The organism is Pseudomonas sp. BF-R-01, assembly GCF_019946615.1.
Classification (GTDB): Bacteria; Pseudomonadota; Gammaproteobacteria; order Pseudomonadales; family Pseudomonadaceae; genus Aquipseudomonas; species Aquipseudomonas migulae.
The window spans coordinates 80,506-97,702 of record NZ_JAGYFX010000001.1 but is presented as its reverse complement, the minus strand read 5'-3'; the positions used below and the strand labels follow the sequence as shown (position 1 = coordinate 97,702).

Sequence of the window (17,197 nt, the reverse complement as noted above, 5' to 3'; positions counted from 1 at the left end):
TTTTATGTGGTATGGCTCGGGCCACGCTGTCAGGTCACCGCGAGCAGAGCGATGCGTTGCCCAAGGGGCGTCTGGTTTGCGCTCAGGCGTTCGGCCGAGGGCGTTTCGTAAAGCGTGGTGCGCTGGCGTGCAACACGTTTGTGCGCTACGACCAGCGCCGACAGTTCGTCTCGAGTCATTTCCTGGCCATGCACGGCACCGGCGCTGCGGGTGATCGACTCGTTCATCAATGTGCCGCCAACGTCGTTCACGCCGGTGTGCAATGCGGCCTGTACGCCGGTCGGGCCAAGCTTTACCCAGGAGGCCTGCACGTTGCGGATATGCGGATGTAATACGAGCCGTGCAACCGCATGCATCAACAGTGCTTCGCGGAAAGTCGGGCCTTTGCGCGCCTTGCCCCGGATGAAGAGCGGTGATTCCATATGCACGAACGGTAACGGCACGAATTCGGTAATGCCGGCGGTCTCTGCCGCAAGGTCACGCACGCGCATCAGGTGACGCGCCACATGTTCCAGGCGCTCCATGTGGCCGAACATGATGGTCGCGGTGGTGCGAATACCCAAACCGTGTGCGCAGCGCATCACCTCAAGCCATTGTTCGGTGTTGATTTTGTCCGGGCACAACGTCGCGCGTACCTCGTCATCGAGGATTTCTGCCGCTGTGCCCGGCAAGGTTCCCAGTCCGGCTTCCTTCAACTGTGACAGATAGTCTGTGAGCGACAGCCCAAGCGTCTGTGCGCCCTGCCAGATCTCCAGTGGCGAGAAGGCGTGAATATGGATCAGTGGCGCCGCAGCCTTGACTGTTCTGAGGATGCGCAGGTAAGTCTCGCCGGTGTACGACGGATGGATGCCACCTTGCATGCAAACTTCGGTTGCACCTTGCTCCCAGGCTTCGCGCACGCGCAGGGCGATTTCATCGCTATCCAGGTCATAGGCCGCTCCACGATGGCTACGCTTGCCACCTTTCGAGAAGGCGCAGAATGTGCAAGTGAAAGTGCATATGTTTGTGTAGTTGATATTGCGGTTGACGACGAAACCCACACTTTCACCACACTGCTGTATGCGCATTTCGTCAGCGCTGTGGCAAACCTGAGTAAAGTCCTCACCCCGCGCCTGCAGCAGGCGCACGATGTCTCCTTCGCTCAGGGCCTGGCCAGCGGCTGCGTTTCGCAAGATAGCAGCGATGTCCGGCGAGACGAGTGCGGGCTCTGGTGCACACAGGCGTTTGAGATCCGCGGCCGGCGGTTGTAATCCTCCGCCGGCGATCCAGTCGTCAGTGCGGGCGAGGCCTTCAGCGTCAATACGGTGCAGGACGGCGGCACGCAGGCCAGGGTCGATCCAGTTCGCAGCGTCAAGGGCAAAATGCGGATAAATCGTCAGCCGCTCCTGCAAGTGTTTGCCGGCCGCTCGAGTGTCCCGTTCCAATTGCTCAAGATGCGGCCACGGTGCTTCGGGGTTGACGAAGTCAGCGGTCAACGGAGAAACCCCGCCCCAATCGTTGATGCCCGATGCAACGATCTGTCGTAGACCTTGCGGTGACAGGTTCGGTGGCGCCTGGATGCCCATGTCGCTGCCGAACACAATCCTGGCCATGGCGATGGTCCAGCACAGATCATCGAGTGAAGGTTCGCAATTGCTTGCCATGGGGGTGCCCGGCTTCGCGCGGAAGTTCTGCACGATCACTTCCTGCAGGTTACCGTGATGAGAATGTATGTCACGTAACGCCAGTAGTGATTCAATTCGCTCAAGGCGGGTTTCACCTATGCCGATCAGGATGCCCGAAGTCATCGGCACCCCGAGACGGCCTGCAGCTTCCAGTGTCGCGAGGCGTGGCGCAGGATGTTTGTCAGGGCTACCGTAGTGAGGCATACCGGGCTCGCAGAGGCGCTCCGAAGCCGACTCAAGCATCAGGCCCATTGACGCTGCCACCGGGCGAAGTTTGGTCAGTTCTTCTTCTGTCAGGCAACCTGCGTTGATGTGGGGTAACAGACCGGTCTCACGGTACACGGCCGCAGCTGCGTGCACGACATAGTCTATGGTGGTGGCGAATCCGAGGCGGGCCAAGGCTTCCCGCGCAGCCCTGTAACGCAGTTCGGGTTTCTCGCCGAGCGTGAACAATGCCTCTTTGCATCCCAGGCGTGCGCCCTGGCGGGCAGTGTCGAGCATCTGTTCCAGAGTCAGGTAGGCAGAGTCTATCGAGGGCGACTGGCGCGAAAAAGTGCAGTAGTGGCAGACATCCCTGCACAAGCGCGTTAATGGCAAGAATACCTTGCGCGAATAAGTCACTACATTTCGTGAGCTGCGATCGCGAACTTTGGACGCGGCCGCCATCAATTCGGGCAGGTTGTCGTGATCAACGAGCGCCAAAGCTTGGGCGGGCGTCGGCAAAACGCCGGACACAGCTGCATGGAGGAGTTGTGTGAGTTCGTTCATAACGCAGGCTCCATCGCGTGCATCGATACGTAAGGGCAGAGTGCGGTCATCAGGGCAGTGGTTCGCGGACCGCAACGACCAGCCTGCGCAGCAAGGCGCAAGAGTTCGAAATCGTCAGGGGTATCGATGTCCAATGATGTAGAAAGCTGTTCGATGCTGGCGACGGTGTATTCCAGACGTCTGCATTCGGCGCGGTGCGAAGCGTAGCTGTCAGCACCGAATCGGTAGCCGAATGATGACGCCTGATTAACCAGGAGCACACTGGTGCCACCGTCTTTGGAGCGTGCCAGCACGGCCCGCTTCGGTCCTTGCAATGTGTCCCTTTTTTGCATGATGAGATCCAGCGTGTTCGCGTTCAGCAGAGGCAGGTCTGAGTGAATGACCAATACCGTATCAGCGCCCTTCGAGTGCGCCAGGTTTGCTACGCCTGTGATAGCGGCATTCAATCCCGGTACCGAAGCGACCTGCAGATCTAATAACGCCAAAGCGCCGTGCCGCCTGGCGAGCTCATCCACCGCCGGCGAACCATGGTCTGTGAGAATGCAAAGCACATCAGCCTTGCCGGAGGCGCCTATCGCGCTCAGCACATCGTCGGCCATTGCACATGCCAACCGCTGACGATCTTCGGGGGGGAGTACAGAGGAGAGTCGTGTCTTGGCTTGCGCAAATGATTTGATAGGCACCACGGCCCAAACGACTTCAGATGAAGAGTTCATTGCAGTACTCCACTACAGCCTTGGCCAGCATGGTTCGGTCGCTGTCGTCTTTCATCAGCGTGGGCAGGGTCCGGCACTCGAAACCCAGGTTACGTATATCCTGGGCCTGGTCTTGATCAGACTCGTCAATGATCCAGGCCGTTACGATGTCTCGGTAGTGTTCGGCGAGGGCGACGTTGGTGACGGGCATGCCCAGCTCTTCCATCATTTTTGCTGACGGCCCTTTGACGGCCTTGCCATTGATGAAGGGTGAGACCGCGACCACCGGCACACCTGATTGTGCAAGGAGGTCGCGCATTCCAGGCAGCTCGAGGATAGGACCGACGCTGACGAATGGATTGGACGGACACAGGATCACTGCGCGCAGTTCCTGAGAAGTCAGTGCTGCCCGTGCGTCGGCCTGGATTGCGGCGTGTGGGGCGCCGGCAAAGCTGAATCCGGTCACGCGCGGCACGCAGCGTTGGCGGACAAAGTAGTCTTGAAAGTTCAGTGTTCCTTGATCTGTATCGACTAGCGTTGCCACCGGATCATCGGACATCGGTACTACGTGATGTTTGATGTCCAATGCGCGGGTCAGTGTTTGTGTGACCTCTGTCAGGGAGGCGCCATCACGCAGCTTTAGCGTACGCATCACGTGAGTGGCGAGATCGCGGTCGCCCAGAGCAAACCATGTCTCGCCCTTGAGCAGACCTAGAGCCTCCATGAAGTTCCAGCTTTCGCCTTCTATACCCCATCCCAACGTACGATTCTCGCATCCGGCGAGTGCGTAAGTGATCGAGTCGAGGTCCGGACAGACTCGCAGGCCAAGGTGATCGAAGTCGTCGCCTGTATTGGCGACAATCAGCAGCTCCTCTGGGGGAAGTTCTCGTGCCAGGCCAAAGGCAAGCTTGGCGCCGCCTACGCCACCTGACAGGGCGATGTATTTGGGCGCATTCATCGAGACACCTCCGCATGCACGATCATGTTCCGATCCTTTAAACGCCAGTGAGTCGGATGCCAGAGTGACATTTGAACTGGCGGTTAATTGTGATCAGCACCGAAGTCAGTGCCTCGGCCGCCGCCGCATTCTGGATCGGACCCGCCTGGAAACCTCGCAAACCGCAAGCTTCCACAAGTTGTACTACCGCTGCGCGCGCGTCAGGGTCGTTCCCGCAGATCAGTACATCACAGTCGATGGGGTGTCCGGATTTGAGGTGGTCGGCTGCGACGTTTTGAAAGGCGGAAACGACCTTCACACCATCTCCAAGAAGGTTCTGCGCGGTTTGGGCTGCAGAACCTGCCGCTGGGAGTTGTACCGTTCCCACTTTTGGGGGCATCAGCGGAACCGTTACGTCGATGAGGATTTTGCCGGCGAGCTGCTCTTTGACATCAGCGAGCGTGGACTGCTGATAGCTGAAAGGGACCGTCAGCACCACGATATTGGCGGCAGCCGCTGCGCTCGCATTATCCATGTCACTGAGCAGTGATGAGTCTACGTCGCGCTCGGCGAGAATCTCGCGCAGTTCTGCGCAGGCAGCGGTTGCCTTTTGACGATCGCGTGATCCGATGATGACCCGGTATCCGGCCGTGATCCAGCGTAGAGCAAGGCCTGACCCGAGGTCGCCAGTACCGCCGAGGACTGCCAATAGAGGTTTGGTTTCCATATGTTTTAGGACTCTTGAGTTGTAGTCAGGCGGCGGTGAGCCGATTCGTTGAAATCCGGTGATCGGGTGTCGATCCGCAGGAGGGGGAGGAGGGGCATCATGGCGCACGATCAGCGATTGGCAGAACCCACTCGGGATAGCGCGCAAAGGTCTGGCCCGCCAAGGTGAAGATGCTCGCCACGACCGCATTGAACTCGCTCATGAATGATGCTCCGGCGCTCAACTTCACGTGATTATCTGCCTTATTTTTTTCGTGGTTGACTTGGTAATTCGTACCATAGCATATTTTAGTCGGTGCGATGCAACGTCAAAGTGAGTCGATTCTGTCAGGCGGCAAAGCGTCATTGAATGATGCTTGTAGGCATTGCATACGGGCTTATTGGCTCGTCACCGATAGACTTTACCATTAAGGGTTTTAGATAAATTATTTGTTGTATGCAGGCATACTATATGATAGGTTTTTTCCACTTGGGCGGGATATGCCACGTCATGAACGACCAGGTGGCGACCGTCGTCGCTGCCGGATTTAGAAGGAGTATTTTCGATGGGTAAGTGGGTACGTGATGCGAACTGTTTTCTTTCGCGCTTCACTGTGGATCCGGCTCGGCGCGACGACTTCATTGCTGCGCTTGAGGAGTTGGCCAGAAACGCTGAGCCCTGGTACGAGGAAGGGTGCAATTTTGCTTTCCATGGCTGGGCACGCGATCCAAATCAGTGGGTAGCAATCGCTTCCTGGAAGTCCGAAGACTTCGTCAATCGGATGCGCCAGACCGATTGGTACAAGGATACTCAGCAACGCATGCTGGAATGCAGCAGCGATGCCATGGTCATGGAACAGTTTAGCGGTATGAATGTTGATCGCAGCGTCTTTGAGCAGTACCCGGCGGGCAGCTCGCAGGTGCATATGAAGACGAAAACACTGGATGTGACCTTTCTCTAATGATTTGTTCTGAACCCACTGCAGGTTTCCTGGAGTCGGTTGAGTCTGAGGTACTTAGGAGGCGAGTTGTATGCGTAAATTCAAGCGAGGCCATGCAGAGGTACGAGGCATTGTCGATGCTCCGATCGACCAGGTTTGGGAGCTTCTGACCGACTGGGCCGGTCTTTTGCGTTGGTGGGTGAAGCCAGAGGATGGTGGACGCCCCGGCCCGGATCTTGCCAGCGTCGATCTGGTCGGTGGACCTCAGGATGTACCGCGCACGCGGGTAGTTCGCCACGTAACCGGCTCGACTGTCGACGAGACCTTGTTGCTGCAGAACGACGAGACTCGACGCATCTACTACGACATGGTGTATCGCCCGAATCCGGGTGGTGCGGTACTGCGAAGCGAGTTCGAGAACTACCTTGCAACCACAGTGCTCGACACCCTGCCGGACGGTAAGACGTTAATGACCTTCAAGGCCGAATTCGATGTTGTAGAACCCGCGGATCTCGATCTGATGCGTTCCATCATCGAGCGCACGTGGACCGACGGTATTCTGCAAGGTTATCGGCGCTACTTCGCCAAGGCGCACACGGCCTGACGCCACCTTGGTCCTGCCTGTCTTGAAGGGTCAGGACTACCGACCGACGATAAAGGATAGGAAGAACTGAGATGCCTAAAATTGGCTTGTTGCTCGATCGAACTACCAACTTCTTGCCCGGCCCACAGCTCGCGGAGCTTGCTCAAAACATCGAGCGACTCGATTTCGAAAGCGTATGGTTGCTCGACGCGTTCGGTCGCGAACCCTTCATCGCCGCATCATTCCTTCTGGCCAACACCACGAAATTGAAGGTGGGTACTGGCGTTGCAACAGTATATGGCCGCGATCCGACGTCTGCGGCCCAGGCATTGCAAACGATCTCCGAGCTGTACCCTAACCGATTTTTCATGGGCCTTGGCGCATCTAATCCGGCGGTTATTGCCAAGCGAAAACAAGAGTGGGTCGCACCGCTGCCAAAGATGAAGGCGTACCTGGCGGATATGGCCGAGGTTGGTCTCGCAGCACTGAAACCGGAAACCACCGCGCCTCTGTATATCGCCGCGCATGCACCTGGTCTGCAAGCGCTGGCAGTCCAGCGCACGCAGGGCATCCTGACCTGGATGATGCCTTCTGCTGTGGTGGCGCAGGCGCGGGAGCGCATCGGAGAGCAACTGGAACTCACCGCGCAGATCCTGTGTGTGATGTCGTCCGATGCTGGCGAGGCTCGGCGGATCGCTCGCGCCTACCTCGCCATGTATCTGGCGCTGCCTTACTACCAGGATGCGTTCGAACATGCCGGCTTTGACCGGGCAGAGTGCACTGAAGGCGGGGGCAGTGATCGCCTGATCGATACGGTGCTCGCCTGGGGATCACCAGAGGATGTGATGCGTCGCGTTACCGAATTCGCCGAGGCGGGCGCTACGCGTGTGGTGCTCAATCTGCTCACGTCGGATCCGACGAAGTCCGGCCCCGATGGCGCACCTGAAGTGACCGGCGACTGGAACCTCAGTCATCTGCAAGATCTTGCCAAGGCAGTACACACCCACGCCGGATAGCCTGAATAGTAACACTGTGCTGTCAGTTGCGAGACTGCATCACTTGCATCAGAAGTGCCTGAAAACAATAAACATACCTGTAGAGGGAGGCATCAAATGATTAGTAGAGCCCATTGCCTGACGCCGTTCGTGCTCGCTATGAGCATTTCCAGTTGGTCCATCGTCGCGATTGCCGAAGAGGCGAAACAACTCGGCGATCCTGCACTTACGGCATTCGGTGCCGAAAAGGCCGGCAACAAGGACGGCACGATTCCGCCCTACACGGGCGAAGGACTGAAGACGCCACCGAACTTTGGCAAGGATCCGAAAGACCCCTATTCGCGTCCAAATCCATTCGCTAACGAGAAGCCGCTGTACTCGATTACCGCGCAGAATGCAGCCCAATACGCAGACAAGCTCGACGGTGTCATCGAGGTGTTCAAGACCTATCCCAACTTCCGGATGGATATTTACCCGACCCATCGCTCGACATTTTTACCGAAGTACGTGCTCGACAATACGCTGAAGAATGTCACGGACTGTAAAGGTATGGACGGCGATACGCGGATCGAAAACTGCTGGGGAGGCACCCCTTTCCCTGTACCGAAGAACGGCGCCGAGGTCATGTGGAACCACCTGATGGCCTTCCGTGGTTATGCATGGCAGAGCTACTCCAACTCCTACGTGGTGGCCACAAATGGCACAGTGACCAACGTTGGTGGTAACCGGATTTGGCAGCAGTCGCCTTACTACGATCCGAAGGCGTCGGCACCGGCCGTCGGCAAGACCGTGTACTGGGCCTTCCGGGCTGACGCAGACGCACCTACTCGCAAGGTTGGTGAGAAGCTGGTGATTGTTGATCCGGTCGACGTGAAGAACATCGGCCGCCGGGTTTACCAGTACATCCCTGGTCAGCGTCGCGTGAAACTGTCGCCCGACCTGGCCTATGACATGCCGGCACCTATGGCCGGTGGTGCGGCTACAACCGACGATGCGATCGTGTTCTCCGGTGCCCTGGATCGTTACGACTTCAAGCTCGTGGGCAAGAAAGAAAAGTTCATCATGGCCAACAACTTCAAGATCTATGATCGTGCGGGCTGTGACGACGCCAAGGTCATGACGAAGAACTTCCCCAATCCCGACTGTATCCGCTGGGAGCTGCGCCGCGTATGGACGGTGGAGGCCAAGCTTAAGCCCGGCTTCCGTCATGTCTATGCGCGTCGCATGTTCTATTGGGATGAGGACGGCTATGCAATCGGCCTTGCGGAGAACTACGACGCAGCCAACAAGCTCTATCGTGTCGTTAGTTCGCATGGCATCCCGTACTTTGCCGAAGAGGGTGGCGGCATGATGAACGAGGGCACCGTAAACCTGGATATGCAGACGGGCGTCTGGGCGTTGATGGGGGCATACGGCAACGTTGGCTCGGGGACCGCCCCAGCGGCACCACAGCCAGAACGCTTTTTCACACCCGATGGGCTGGCCGGCTCAGGTATCCGCTGAGAACGTGAGTCAGGCGCGAGGCGCGAGGCGCCTGGCTCACTAAAAGGCAGATGAACTGGATTGGCAGGTACTCAGAGTGTCCCGCACGGCAATTGGTAACGCAGCTGTGTCGCGCATGCGCGCGTGCCGGCGGTGCCAACAAGAAGGAGTTAGAAAGTGGCAATTGATTTCGACGTGATCGTTGTGGGTGGCGGAGGCGCGGGGCTGGCAGCCGCTTGCCACGCCAGGTTGGCCGGGGCGTCCGTCATGGTCATTGAGGCCGACAGCAAACTGGGCGGGGCGACCGCTCTGGCGGGTGGTGTGGTCTATGCGGCGGGTACCTCGGTTCAACGCGAAGCGGGGATAGAGGACTCGCCCGAAGCGATGTACCAATACATGATGTCGCTCAATCAATGGTCGATCCGCCCCGCCCTGGCAAAGATTCTGGCGGACAGTGGTGCCTCGATCATCGACTGGCTCATTGAGTTGGGTAATGAATTCCCGCCAAACCTCATCGTTGAGTCGGGTGTAGGTGGCTGCCCGCGTGGGCATCAGAGTATTGGTGCCGGTGTCGGGATTATCCAATCGTTGGTTAACGCCGCCGGGGCGCTCGGCGTCGAAACAGCATTAGGCTCGCGTGTTTCGGACCTGATTTTTGAGGAGGGCCGCGTTTGTGGCGTGCGCTCCGAGGGCGTCGAACTGCGTTCCAAGGCGGTGGTTGTCACGACGGGTGGATTTGGCAACAACCCTGAAATGATCAAGCGGTTGTGGCCGACGGCCGCCGCCCATGGCAGCCGGATTTTTTCGATCTACGCGGCTGTGCCGTACAACATGGGCGACGGTATCGCATTGGGTGAGAAGGTCGGGGCGCAACTGACCGGCATCGACAATGGGCTGCTCGTACCATCGCCCAATTTCGCGCCGAATCTGGAGGCTTTTCTCCCTGAGTGGGCAATGGTCGTCAATCGCGATGGTCACCGCTTTATTCCTGAAGACGCATCCTATGCAGTGTCGGGTTACCTGCTTAATGAGCAGCCCGAACGGCGCTGTTTCGCAATCTTCGATGAGCCGGCAATGCTTGAAGCATGCGCTGACGAGAATGTCGTCAAGCACTACATCAACGACCCTGGTTCGGATAGCTGGCGTATTGCAGCCATTCGCAAGAACGTCGAGACCGGCCGCGTGAAGGTGGCTGATTCGATTGAAGAGTTGGCACGGCGAGCCGACATTTCGCCTGCCGGCCTGGCCGCCTCAATCGCCCGCTACAACCGTTACGCAGATCAAGGCGAAGATCCTGAGTTTTTCAAAAAGGCCAAAAAGATCTACCCGATTCGCACCGGTCCGTTTTTTGCGGTCGAGATCCGGGCGTCTGCAATCGTTTCGTGCCATGCCGGGCTCGATATCGACGATCACGGTCGCGTGCGAGACCGATTCGGCGAACCGATCCATGGACTCTATGCGGGAGGGGAGGTGCTCGGATGCACGCTGGGGCGCCGATACATTGGCGGAGGAATTGGTATTGCCAATGCGCTGACCTTTGGACGCCTCGCGGGCAAAACTGCCGCACTGGATGGCATGGCGTCATAAACAACAGCTGATCCATGGAGCGCGAATGAAAACACGCAGGAAGGTACCCGGGTTGCACGATTTCGCACAGCAATCCATGAGCGGCTGGGCGGGACGAGGTACTCATGGTGTTTTGCCGGGCATCGATGGGTCACTTTTCGTGGTGTGGAGATCTGATCATGCAAATTGAAGACAAGATCGCGCTCCAGGAACTCAATTACCGCTACGCGCAGCACATCGACTTTCATCAGGTCGACGAGTGGGTCGCGCTGTTCACCGATGATGCGGTGCTGGATGAGCGCTCGCTCGGTTTTGGTATCCATGAAGGACGTGCAGCCATCCGCATATATGCCCAGATGCTCGCCGCCGACGTGCTGCATGCGGCGCATTTGGTGCCGAATATCCTGGTTACAGGCCTGGGCCCTGACGAAGCAAAGGGCAGCGTACTGGCGCTGGTCGAAGCGGTGACACGTGACCAGTGCCGCATGCGCTATCAGATCTGCTACGAGGACTCTTATGTTCGCCAAGGGGGAGAATGGTTGATCCGCAAGAGAGTTGTGCGTTCCACCGTTCCGCCTGAAATTCTGACGGCGGCCTCCGTTATCTGATTCGTCTACAAAAAATGGGGCGAAAGCGGACCTGGACCGTGGGCGCCCAACAAACTCTGGAAAAGAAGACATCAAATGATCTGTAGAGCCCAATACCTGACGCCACTCATGATTGCCATGAGCGTTTCTGCCTGGTCCCTCGTCGCGATTGCAGAAGAGGGGAAACAACTCGGTGGACCCGTACTCACAGCTTTCGGTGCCGAGAAGGCTGGCAACAAGGAAGGTACGATTCCGCCCTATACCGGCGAAGGCCTGGAAACCCCACCGGGTTTTGGCAAGGACTCTAAAGATCCGTATTCGCGGCCCGACCCATATGCCAATGAGAAGCCGCTGTACTCCATCACCGCGCAGAACGCCGCTCAATATGCCGACAAGCTCGACGGCATCATCGAAGTGTTCAAGATCTATCCCAACTTTCGGATGGATGTCTATCCATCCCATCGCTCGGCGGTTTTTCCTCAGTATGTGCTCGACAACACCCTGAAGAACGTCAAGGACTGCAAGAGCGTGGATAGCGACACGCGGATTGAAAACTGCTGGGGCGGAACTCCCTTTCCCGTACCGCAGAATGGAGCCCAGGTCATGTGGAACCACCTGACGGCGTACCGGGGTCATGCCTGGCAGGGCTACTCCAACTCTTACGTGGTTGCAACCAACGGCACCGTGTCTAACGTCGGGGGGAACCGGCTTTGGCAGCAGTCGCCGTATTATGACCCTAAGGCGACGGCACCCGCCGTGGACAAGACGGTGTATTGGGCCTTTCGGGCTGACGCCGATGCACCCACTCGCAAGGTTGGCGAAAAGCTTGTGATAGTCGATCCGCTTGACGTAAAGAATCTCGGTCGTCGGGCCTACCAGTATATTCCTGGTCAGCGCCGCGTGAAGTTGTCGCCGGACTTGGCCTATGACACCCCCTCGCCGTCCGGCGGAGGCTCGGCAACGATGGATGACGCGCTCGCTTTCTCCGGTGCCCTGGATCGTTACGACTTCAAGCTTGTGGGCAAGAAAGAAAAACTCATCATGGCCAACAATTTCAAGATCTACGACCGGGCGGGGTGTGATGATGCCCGCGTCGTATCGACCCGGAATTTCCCTAATCCGGACTGTATCCGCTGGGAGCTGCGTCGGGTATGGGCGGTGGAGGCGAAGCTCAAGCCCGGTTTACGACACGTTTATCCGCGTCGGATGTTTTATTGGGATGAGGATGGTTATGCGTTAGGTCTTGCGGAAAACTATGACGCAGCCAACAAGCTCTATCGAGTGGTTAGCTTGCACGGCGTTCCTTATTACGCCGAGGAAAAGGGTGGCGTGGTGGCTGAAGGCACCTTCAATTTAGATTTGCAGACAGGCGTCTGGTCAGTTCAGGGCATTCACGGCAATACCGGAGCCGGTGCCGCCCAGTCCTCCCCCAAACCGGAAAATTTCTTCTCATCCGAAGGTCTGACAGGGACAGGTATTCGCTAACGGTTGAAACCCTCCCAGCCTGCCTTTCACTCAAGGCACCGCCCCTTCCGCGAGGGCGGTGTCGCCAATCCAGCGAACTCGGAAGTCATTCCATCGGTTGATATGCTTGAAGCAGTCAAGCGTTGTTGAAGTGGGGCAGTAAGTCCCGCGCGAGCGCATCGACAGTCGAATCAAGCACGTCGGGCTCATGTGAATTCAGTGCATAGATGAAGTGGGTCACCCCTGCGGCGGCATAGGCTGATGCGACCTCGACGATGCGTTCCGCGTCGTAGCCGTCAATAGTCGAGCGCAGTTCGACCTCGGTAACCTCAACGTCATCCAGCGCAAGGTTGAAGCGCATGCAGATGTCCAGGGTTTCGGTATCGCGCCCCAGCGCTTGAGTGGCGAGGCGCAACTGTGCCAACTGCCCGCGCAGTTCATCGGGTGTTAGCCCGGTGGGATGCCAGCCGTCGCCCGCGCGAGCCACTCGGCGCAATGCTGCTTCGCTCATTCCGCCTACCCAGATTGGGAGGCGTCGCCCGGCAAAGGGTTTCGGCGAGGTGTGGACTTTGCTGAAGCGCCACTGCGGGCCAATATGTTCGGCTGCCTCTTGAGTCCATACCGCGCGCATCACGTCGAGTGCCTCGTCGGTCAGCGCCCCGCGCTTTTCCCAGGGTACGCCCAGCACGTCGAATTCTTCACGCACGTTGCCGATTCCGACACCCAAAATCACGCGTCCGCCTGAGAGCTGATCGAGCGTAGCGATGTATTTAGCGATGTCGAGTGGATGATGGAATGGCAGGACGAGCACCGAAGTGCCTAACGCGATGCGCTGTGTGCGTGACGCAATGGCAGACAACATTGCCAGGGGGTGGAAATACGGTCGGTCGCCAATTCGGGCACGCACGTAATCAACATTGACCAAGTGTTCCGAGGTCCACACCGATGCGAAGCCGTGAGCTTCAGCGCGTACCGCCAGGTCTACGAGCTTTCCAGCGTCTTGAGCGCCCCAATTGTTGGGAATCGAGATACCGATCTTCATGATGCATAACCTTCCGATTTCGTGGTTTATCCAAAGTGCGCAAACGTCTGGCGAATGTATTGCGTCAAATATGGTGTGCAAGCATATAATCTGTTTGAGGCCAGTTGGCGTCAATATCGATTTGTCTTCGGACCATTTGCAAGTCAGAGGCGTTAGCCTTGAGGAGATTTTTTTGAAAGCGACTATCACCGACATTATCGAGGCCCCCATCGACCGTATTTGGGCCATCGTTTCCGACTTTGGCGGCCTGATGCGCTGGCACCCTATGGTGGTGCGGTGCGAGACCGCGGGCCAAGGGGTGGGGGCTTTGCGAACCGTACACTTTGCCGACTGGTGGGCTGTCGAAAGACTTGAGAGTCTCGATGCTGAGGCTCATGTTGTAGGGTATGCCGTGACCGATTGCAGTCGGCCCCAGAACACGGGGGTGACCGGGCGTATTACCCTTTCGGAAGCAGGCCCTGGACGTACCTGCCTGGAGTGGGTCGCGGGCCTGGAAGCCGATAATGAGCATGCCGATGTGGTCAATGCTGCACTATTGGCTTACTACCCTGTGCGTATAGGACACCTGCGCACAGCGTTGGGGTTGACTAGCTAAGAACGGCAAGCTCTGCACCTGCAGGAAGCAACCCGTGCACGGCTCATCCGATTTCTTGCATTTCGGCGAACTGACTATTGTTAGGGTCTGCATAATAAAATAGTATGTATTCAATACCGTATGCAACAACAATAAATAGAGTGCGCAACCGGAAACTATATGTTCCGGTCCAGGAGGCATCATGGCATTTCCCGCTATTCCGTTTCTCGACCTAATCAGTAATCACTCCCTCAACGATCACCTCTGCGCCCGACAGCCGGCGGCCTTTTTCAACGACTAGGAAGTTTGCACAATGGCACAACTTATTGTGACGCAGCGGGACGGTGCTGAGGTGATCATCGAGTCGACAGGTGATCGTTCCGTGATGGAGTTGATTCGCGATCAAGGTATCGACGAATTACTGGCAATGTGTGGCGGGTGCTGCTCATGTGCGACCTGTCATGTGTACGTCGACCCTCTTTTCCTGGACAGGGTGCCGCCGATTAGCGAGTCAGAGCACGACTTGCTCGACGGCAACGATTCGCGCTGTTCGAACTCTCGTTTGTCTTGCCAGATTCCATTCAACGAAGCGCTGGATGGTCTGCGGGTAACAGTGGCGCCGGAGGAATAACATGAAGAACAGTTACGACATCCTGATCGTCGGCGCTGGCCATGCGGGTGCGCATACCGCGCTAACGCTTCGCCAGCTAGGCTTCACCGGAAGCATCGCGCTGCTTGGCGAAGAGCCAGAGCTGCCTTACGAGCGTCCCCCGTTATCCAAGGAGTTTCTTGGCGGTGACAAGCCTTTCGAGCGATTGCTGATTCGACCGGGATCGTTCTGGCTTGAGCGCGCAGTTGACGTGATCACCGGGTGCCGTGTTGTCGCTATCGATCCGGATGCGCACACAGTGCGCACCGCTGCGGGTGCAACGCTGACCTATGGCCGACTGGTCTGGGCGACCGGCGGACGAGCGCGCATGCTCACCTGCCCCGGTGCACAAGCCAGGGGTGTCCGCAACCTGCGCACGCGCGCCGATGCAGACTGGATGCAAAGCGAACTGGCCGATGTGCAGCGCGTGGTGATTATCGGCGGCGGCTACATAGGCCTGGAAGTGGCAGCGTCGCTGTCGGCAAAGGGCAAGCACGTGACTGTACTCGAGGCCCGCGAGAGGGTTCTGGCGCGTGTCGCTGGCGAGGTGCTGTCGCGGTTTTACGAGGCTGAACACCGTGGACGGGGTATCGAGGTTAGGCTAGACGCGATGGTTGAGGCCATCGAGACATACGATGATCGTGCCGTAGGCGTTCGACTTGAAGACGGCGTGATCTTGCCAGCGGAATTGATCGTTGTCGGTGTCGGCATCATCCCGGCCGTGGCGCCACTTGTCGAGGCGGGTGTCGAGTGCGCCGATGGTGTCCTGATCGATGAGTTCGCGCGCACCCGACTGCCGGACGTTCTGGCCGTTGGAGATTGCGCACGGCACGTTAATTCATTCGCGGGCGGAGCACAGATTCGAGTGGAGTCGGTCCAGAACGCAGTGGACATGGCCACCACTGCGGCGCGCACTCTGATGGGCGACCTGCGGCCGTATCACGCAGTGCCTTGGTTCTGGTCGACACAGTACGACCTGAAGCTGCAGACCGTCGGCCTGTCGATCAATTACGACCAGGAAGTGGTGCGTGGCGACATTGCAACGCGTAGTTTCTCGGTCATCTACTTGCGACAGGGGCGAGTGATTGCTCTTGATTGCGTGAATAACGCCCGGGACTTTGCGCAAGGCCGTGCTCTGGTGGCAAACGGCGCACAGATCGACCCTGTGATCCTGGCGGACCCGTGCATACCGCTCAAGGAGGCAATGATCCACTCGATCATCGCACCCGCTTGAACGACGGATATCCGCAACCTGCCATAAGCCTGGTCACCGACCCAATAAAACCAAACATCAGGAGCCGCAATGAACAACAATAATCCTGAGCAGCCAATCAGCTTCACCGACCGTGAAGTGTATGCCTGCCCATTCTCCACTTACGATCGGCTACGTGAAGAGCAACCTGTATACGTTGATCCAAAATCCGGTCACTACATCCTCACGCGATACGACGATGTACGCAAAGCGCTGTTGAAGGTCTCGGCGTTGAGCAACAACACCGGGGTCATGGGTGACCGCTGGGCGCCTGAAGCCAATGCGCTTTTTAAGGCACACGGTTGGCTACCGATGAACACGCTGGTGTCCAACGACCCTCCAGGTCACCGTACCTATCGCAGCCTGGTGGACAAAGTATTCACCACACAAAAGGTGGTGAGCCTGGAGCCGCGTATCCAGCAAATCATCGATGATCTGATCGACGACTTTGTCGGAGCTGCGGAAATCGATTTTCTTGAGGCATTTGCGGTGCGCTTGCCCATGTATGTCATCGCCGAGCAACTCGGTGTGGCAAGCGAGGACCGTCTGAAATTCAAACGCTGGTCCGATGTGGCACTCGAAAGCTTGAATCCAGTACTGACGCCGGAACAACAAATTTCTCTGGCACATGAAATTATTGAGATGCAACGCTATATGGCGGTTCAGATCGAGCGAGTGCGAGCGGTGCCCGACGACCGCTTATTGAGCCGCCTGGTCAATCTCGAGACCGATGGTCGTCAGCTCGACATGCGTGAGTTGCAGAGTTTGATTTTGCAGATCCTGGTGGCAGGAAACGAGACGACCACAACGACGTTGGCGCTGGGTATGAAGACGTTGATCGAGCGCCCTGAGCTTGTCGAAGAAATCTATCGTAATCCACAGCGTGTCGAAGCGTTCGTCGAAGAAACCTTGCGGGTCACGGCGCCACTGCAAACGCTGTTCCGCCGTGCAGTTGTCGATGTCGAGATTGGCGGCGTAACGATTCCATCAGGCGCGATGGTGGAGGTGCGGTTCGGAGCCGCAAATCGTGATCCGCAGCAGTTTGCCTGCCCGGCGCACGTTGATTTGGATCGTCCGAACAGTGCCAGCCATCTGAGCTTCGGTGCCGGCATTCACATGTGTATCGGTAACCAGCTTGCGCGGGGTGAGCTACGGCTCGCGTTTCAGGCTTTAACCCGGCGGTTGAGCGGGTTGCGCTTGACGCGCGATGGCGACAGTATCCGCTGGATCGATAACTACACCGCTTACGGACCCAATCAGTTGTGGATGGCGTTTGAGGTGCGTACGGAGTAG

Annotated in this window: 16 protein-coding genes; 11 read left to right on the top strand and 5 right to left on the bottom strand. The window is 57.7% G+C overall.

Annotated features, from left to right (window positions below; all coding sequences use genetic code 11):
- Positions 1-29 precede the first annotated feature (29 nt).
- From cofH to npdG, 4 genes are read right to left on the bottom strand one after another with little or no spacing between them, the layout of a single operon-like run.
- Positions 30-2,432, bottom strand: a complete 2,403-nt coding sequence (cofH, locus tag KGB27_RS00470; protein WP_223552450.1) for a 5-amino-6-(D-ribitylamino)uracil--L-tyrosine 4-hydroxyphenyl transferase CofH — start codon at positions 2,430-2,432, stop codon at positions 30-32.
- Positions 2,429-3,148, bottom strand: a complete 720-nt coding sequence (gene cofC, locus KGB27_RS00465; protein ID WP_223552449.1) for a 2-phospho-L-lactate guanylyltransferase — start codon at positions 3,146-3,148, stop codon at positions 2,429-2,431. The genes cofH and cofC overlap by 4 nt, the downstream gene beginning before the upstream one ends.
- Complete coding sequence (gene cofD, locus KGB27_RS00460; RefSeq protein ID WP_223552448.1) at positions 3,132-4,085, bottom strand: 2-phospho-L-lactate transferase; 954 nt, start codon at positions 4,083-4,085, stop codon at positions 3,132-3,134. The genes cofC and cofD overlap by 17 nt, the downstream gene beginning before the upstream one ends.
- A 37-nt stretch (positions 4,086-4,122) precedes the next feature.
- Entirely contained in the window at positions 4,123-4,791 is a 669-nt protein-coding gene (gene npdG / locus KGB27_RS00455; protein WP_223552447.1) for an NADPH-dependent F420 reductase, read from the bottom strand.
- 544 nt (positions 4,792-5,335) lie between these two features.
- On the opposite strand from npdG, the gene KGB27_RS00450 reads away from it, so the two are divergent.
- The 7 genes from KGB27_RS00450 to KGB27_RS00420 all read left to right on the top strand — a co-directional run bounded on the left by KGB27_RS00450 (position 5,336) and on the right by KGB27_RS00420 (position 12,408).
- Positions 5,336-5,731, top strand: coding sequence for a putative quinol monooxygenase (locus tag KGB27_RS00450; RefSeq protein ID WP_223552446.1), 396 nt, complete (start codon positions 5,336-5,338; stop codon positions 5,729-5,731).
- Positions 5,732-5,801: 70 nt separating this feature from the next.
- Positions 5,802-6,314, top strand: coding sequence for an SRPBCC family protein (locus KGB27_RS00445; protein ID WP_223552445.1), 513 nt, complete (start codon positions 5,802-5,804; stop codon positions 6,312-6,314).
- A gap of 71 nt (positions 6,315-6,385) precedes the next feature.
- A complete protein-coding gene (locus KGB27_RS00440) occupies positions 6,386-7,309 on the top strand; it encodes an LLM class flavin-dependent oxidoreductase (RefSeq protein ID WP_223552444.1) in 924 nt (307 codons plus the stop codon).
- Positions 7,310-7,405: 96 nt separating this feature from the next.
- On the top strand, positions 7,406-8,791 hold the full coding sequence (locus KGB27_RS00435; protein WP_223552443.1) for a DUF1329 domain-containing protein: 1,386 nt from the start codon (positions 7,406-7,408) through the stop codon (positions 8,789-8,791).
- Between the two features lie 156 nt (positions 8,792-8,947).
- Positions 8,948-10,357, top strand: coding sequence for an FAD-dependent oxidoreductase (locus tag KGB27_RS00430; protein ID WP_223552442.1), 1,410 nt, complete (start codon positions 8,948-8,950; stop codon positions 10,355-10,357).
- A 158-nt stretch (positions 10,358-10,515) separates the two neighbouring features.
- Entirely contained in the window at positions 10,516-10,944 is a 429-nt protein-coding gene (locus KGB27_RS00425; protein ID WP_223552441.1) for a nuclear transport factor 2 family protein, read from the top strand.
- A 117-nt stretch (positions 10,945-11,061) separates the two neighbouring features.
- Positions 11,062-12,408 carry a DUF1329 domain-containing protein gene (locus tag KGB27_RS00420; protein WP_223552440.1) on the top strand — a complete coding sequence of 449 codons (1,347 nt, stop codon included), beginning with the start codon at positions 11,062-11,064 and terminating at the stop codon, positions 12,406-12,408.
- Between the two features lie 115 nt (positions 12,409-12,523).
- On the opposite strand, the gene KGB27_RS00415 is transcribed toward KGB27_RS00420, so the two are convergent.
- Positions 12,524-13,429 (bottom strand): LLM class F420-dependent oxidoreductase, encoded by a 906-nt coding sequence (locus KGB27_RS00415; RefSeq protein WP_223552439.1) that lies wholly within the window; start codon positions 13,427-13,429, stop codon positions 12,524-12,526.
- 172 nt (positions 13,430-13,601) lie between these two features.
- Between KGB27_RS00415 and KGB27_RS00410 the strand changes: the two genes are divergently transcribed.
- The 4 genes from KGB27_RS00410 (at position 13,602) to KGB27_RS00395 (ending at position 17,197) form a co-directional block, all read left to right on the top strand.
- Positions 13,602-14,024 (top strand): SRPBCC family protein, encoded by a 423-nt coding sequence (locus tag KGB27_RS00410; RefSeq protein ID WP_223552438.1) that lies wholly within the window; start codon positions 13,602-13,604, stop codon positions 14,022-14,024.
- Positions 14,025-14,316: 292 nt separating this feature from the next.
- On the top strand, positions 14,317-14,634 hold the full coding sequence (locus tag KGB27_RS00405; protein WP_223552437.1) for a 2Fe-2S iron-sulfur cluster-binding protein: 318 nt from the start codon (positions 14,317-14,319) through the stop codon (positions 14,632-14,634).
- 1 nt (position 14,635) lies between these two features.
- Positions 14,636-15,886 (top strand): NAD(P)/FAD-dependent oxidoreductase, encoded by a 1,251-nt coding sequence (locus KGB27_RS00400; RefSeq protein ID WP_223552436.1) that lies wholly within the window; start codon positions 14,636-14,638, stop codon positions 15,884-15,886.
- A 69-nt stretch (positions 15,887-15,955) separates the two neighbouring features.
- Complete coding sequence (locus KGB27_RS00395) at positions 15,956-17,197, top strand: cytochrome P450 (RefSeq protein WP_223552435.1); 1,242 nt, start codon at positions 15,956-15,958, stop codon at positions 17,195-17,197.